At 72.6% G+C, this 3,617-nt stretch carries 4 protein-coding genes; 1 reads left to right on the top strand and 3 read right to left on the bottom strand.

Going from position 1 to position 3,617, the window contains the following annotated elements:
* From G3I40_RS17300 to G3I40_RS17290, 3 genes are all read right to left on the bottom strand, one after another.
* Positions 1 to 335: TIGR03086 family metal-binding protein (locus G3I40_RS17300; protein ID WP_164303050.1), on the bottom strand; the 335-nt coding region annotated here is incomplete at its 3' end.
* Positions 336 to 409: 74 nt separating this feature from the next.
* Positions 410 to 1,570 (bottom strand): hypothetical protein, encoded by a 1,161-nt coding sequence (locus G3I40_RS17295; protein WP_164303049.1) that lies wholly within the window; start codon positions 1,568 to 1,570, stop codon positions 410 to 412.
* A complete protein-coding gene (locus G3I40_RS17290) occupies positions 1,567 to 2,511 on the bottom strand; it encodes a 5-dehydro-4-deoxyglucarate dehydratase (protein ID WP_164303048.1) in 945 nt (314 codons plus the stop codon). The genes G3I40_RS17295 and G3I40_RS17290 overlap by 4 nt, the downstream gene beginning before the upstream one ends.
* A gap of 197 nt (positions 2,512 to 2,708) precedes the next feature.
* Here G3I40_RS17290 and G3I40_RS17285 point away from each other — a divergent pair, with 197 nt between their 5' ends.
* Positions 2,709 to 3,545 carry an NAD(P)-dependent oxidoreductase gene (locus G3I40_RS17285; RefSeq protein ID WP_164303047.1) on the top strand — a complete coding sequence of 279 codons (837 nt, stop codon included), beginning with the start codon at positions 2,709 to 2,711 and terminating at the stop codon, positions 3,543 to 3,545.
* Positions 3,546 to 3,617 lie beyond the last annotated feature (72 nt).

The raw sequence follows: 3,617 nt of genomic DNA, 5'->3' as shown, positions 1-3,617 counted from the left end.
AGGTCGAGACCGCCCGCGTGGGTCATGCCGTCCCAGGAGGCGGGGTCCTGCCAGGCCTCGGCCAGGGCGTCGAGCGCCTTGGGCACGGCGGCGCGCCAGTCGGGAGCGAGTGCGGGCAGGGCGCTGCCCGGGTCCGCCTCGCCGGTCTCGTCGCGCTCCTTGCGGGCCGTCGCGCGCAGCCCCTCGGCCAGGCCGAGGACGTGGCCGAGGAGATGGCGTACCGCGTAGTCGGGACAGGGGGTCGGCAGATCCAGCTGCTCGTCGCGCACGCCGTGGGCGAGGCGCGCGACGATCCGGGCCTGCGGGCCGAGGTCCACTGTCGTCGTGTCACTCATGGTGACCCTTCCGGTGGGTTTCCAGTGCTCACCGGTACAGACCCGCCCGCGGCCCGGAAGTCATCGCTGCGGGATCACACCTTCGCGAGCGCCTCCGTCACCGCCGACAGGTCCGCGTCCGAGGCCAGCCCCGCGTGGTACAGCCGCACCTGGTTCGCGCCCAGATCACGCGCGGCGCGGATGTCGTCGCCGAGGGTGCCGGGGCTGCCGCCCATGCCCCGTACGACGGTGAGGTTCGCGGCGACCACTCCCGTGCCCTGCTCCGCGAACGGCCGCAGCAGCCCCGCGCCGCCGGTGCAGGGCACGACGACGCCGTCGGCGACGGACAGGATGTGCACGGGGTCGACGCCCACGTTGGCGCCGCAGTGGTAGGGCACCGGGCTGGCGTGCAGCAGCACCTGGAAGCCGTCGGGGGCGGCTGCGCGTACCGCCGCGACGGCGTCCTCCTGGAGGCCGCGCGCGGTCGCGTCCCGGTAGGCGCGCGTGGCCGTGGCGGTCGCCTCGCCGAGCAGCTTCTCGACCGTGGGCCAGCCCTCGTCCGCCGTCTCCGCCCGCCATACGGGTTCCAGGGCGGCCCGGACCTTCCCGGCCAACTCCTCCGCGTCCAGGCCCTGTGCGCCGTATCCGGTCCGGCAGTCGGGGCAGAAGCACAGGGACATCAGGTACTGCCCGGCCTCCCCGAGCCCGACCCCGGCCGTCTTGTCGTGGGCGTGCAGGTGCGCGAGGCCGTACCAGCCGAGCGACTCCAGCTCGGTGCCGCGGGCGCCGGGCCGGGTGGCGGCCTCCGCCGCCAGGTCGACCAGGTAGGCGCGGGTGGCGGGCTGGGCGATGCAGGGGGCCCAGGGGTAGCGGTCGCCGTAGGCGTTCACGACCGAGGTGGCGGGATGTTCGGCGCCCATGCGGGAGTTGTGGGCGAGGACGACCCAGGTGTGGACGTCGAGCCCGGCGTCGGCGAGGGCGGCGGCCGCTTCCCCGTACGCGTCGCCGGGGGCCCAGTCCCCGGCGGCGTACGGACGCAACTCCCTTCCCTGCCAGCGCTGTTCGTCCGCCGGGTAGAGCACTGCGGCGTGCTCGGCGGTGACGATGCGCCGGTGCGGGTGGCGGGGGGTCAGGGCCCGGGTCGAGTGGTAGGCGGCGGCGAGGGTGACCTGCTGGACGCCGAGCGCGGCGATGCGGCGGGCGGCGTCCGGGTCGCCGTTGACGTCCCAGGGGTAGACGAACGCGGAGGTCTTCACCCGGCCGCTCCTTCCAGCAACTCGTGGCCCCGCTGGACGAGTTCGGCCAGCTGCTTCACATGGTCCTCGCGGGGTTCCTGCAGCGGCGGGCGCACCTCGCCGACGTCGAGCCCGCCGAGCCGCACCCCCGCCTTCACGAGGGAGACCGCGTAGCCGCGGCCCTGGTTGCGCAGTTCGACGAGCGGCCGGTAGAAGCCGTCGAGGAGGCGGTTCGCGGTGGCGTCGTCGCCCGTGGTGAGTGCCTTGTGGAAGGCCTGGGCGATCGTGGGCGCGAAGCAGAAGACGGCGGAGGAGTAGAGGGTGATGCCGATGCCGCGGTAGGCGAGGCCGGTGAGCTCGGCGGTCGGCAGGCCGTTGAAGTAGAGGAATTCCTCCGGGACTTCGGTGCGGACGGCGCTGACGATGCGCTGCATCAGGTCGAGGTCGCCGAGGCCGTCCTTGAGGCCGAGGACCTTGGGGTGGCGGGCGAGCGCGATGACGGTCTCCGGGGTGAAGACGGCGTTGTCGCGCTGGTAGACGATGATGTCGAGGGAGGTCGCCTCGGCGAGCTGGGTGTAGTGCCGCAGCAGGCCCTCCTGCGCGGCGACCACGAGATAGGGGGGCATCGCCAACAGGCCGTCGGCGCCCGCCCGTTCGGCCGCGCGCGCGTACTGGATCGCGAGCGCGGTGCCGTATCCGGCGCCCGCGACGACGGGCACCCGGCCCTCGGTGGCCTCGACCGCGGCCGCGACGCAGGCCTCGAACTCCTCGGGGGCCAGCGCGTGGAACTCCCCGGTGCCGCAGCAGGCGAAGACGGCGGCGGCCCCGGCCTCGACGCCGCGCCGCACGTGGGTGCGGTAGGTGTCCAGGTCGACGGCGCCGTCGGGTCCGTACGCGGTGACGGGGAAGAACAGCGGCCCGCTGGGGACGCTGAGTCGAGCGGCGAGGGGGGCTGAGGTCACGGGCTCTCCCTGAACATGTGCATGTTTCTGATCCGCGTCTATATTTCTGAACGCGCTTACCGTAAGCCGCCCCAAAGGGGACGGTCAAGCGTACGAACTCGCTGATCCCGTGCGACTCTTGACGGAGGCGAATCCCCCTCCTTAGCGTGTCCATGAATGTGAATATGGCTCACACATACGCTCAGGAGACCACGCACATGCCAGCTCCCCGCACGATCCTGCTCACCGGCGCCGCCGGCGGACTCGGCACCCTGATGCGGGAGCTGCTGCCCCAGCACGGCTACGACCTCCGGCTGCTCGACGTGCGCCCGGTCCCGGACGCCCCGGACGCGATCGTCGCCGACCTGAACGACACGGAGGCGCTGCGCGAGGCGGTGCGCGGCGTCGACGGCGTGCTGCACCTGGCCGGGATCTCCCTGGAATCGACCTTCGACAAGATCCTCGAATCGAACATCAAGGGCACCTACCACCTCTACGAGGCGCTGCGCGCGGAGGGTGAGAGCCGCGCCGACGGCGTCGCCCCGCGGCTCGTCTTCGCGTCCTCCAACCACGCGATCGGCTTCACCCCGCGCCCGCACACCGAGGACGGCGCGCCCCTGGTCCCGGTCGAGACGCTGCGCCGCCCCGACACGTACTACGGCCTGTCGAAGTCGTTCGGCGAGGACCTCGCGCAGTTCTACTGGGACAAGTTCGGCCAGGAGACGGTGTCGGTGCGCATCGGCTCCTGCTTCAAGGAGCCCACGGACGTGCGCATGATGTCGGTCTGGATGAGCCCGGCGGACGGTGCCCGGCTCTTCCACGCGGCCCTGAGCGCGGAGAAGGTCGGCCACACCGTCGTCTACGGCTCCTCCGACAACACGCGCATCTGGTGGGACCTGTCGAGCGCCCGTGCGCTCGGCTACGAACCGCAGGACGACTCGGAGAAGTACGCGGAGCAGTTGCTCGCCGAGTTCGGACCGCTGACCGACGAGAACCCGGCGCACCTGTACATGGGCGGCAAGTTCATCAACGACCCGCCGATCTGGCCGTACTGACCGGTTTCATGCGCAGGCGGGCCGCCGCGCGGCCGCGGCGCGGCGCACCCGGCCCGGGCCACCCCGTACGCC

This window comes from Streptomyces sp. SID14478, assembly GCF_010548525.1.
In the GTDB taxonomy this organism is placed as follows: domain Bacteria; phylum Actinomycetota; class Actinomycetes; order Streptomycetales; family Streptomycetaceae; genus Streptomyces.
This window is presented reverse-complemented; position numbering and strand designations above follow the sequence as displayed.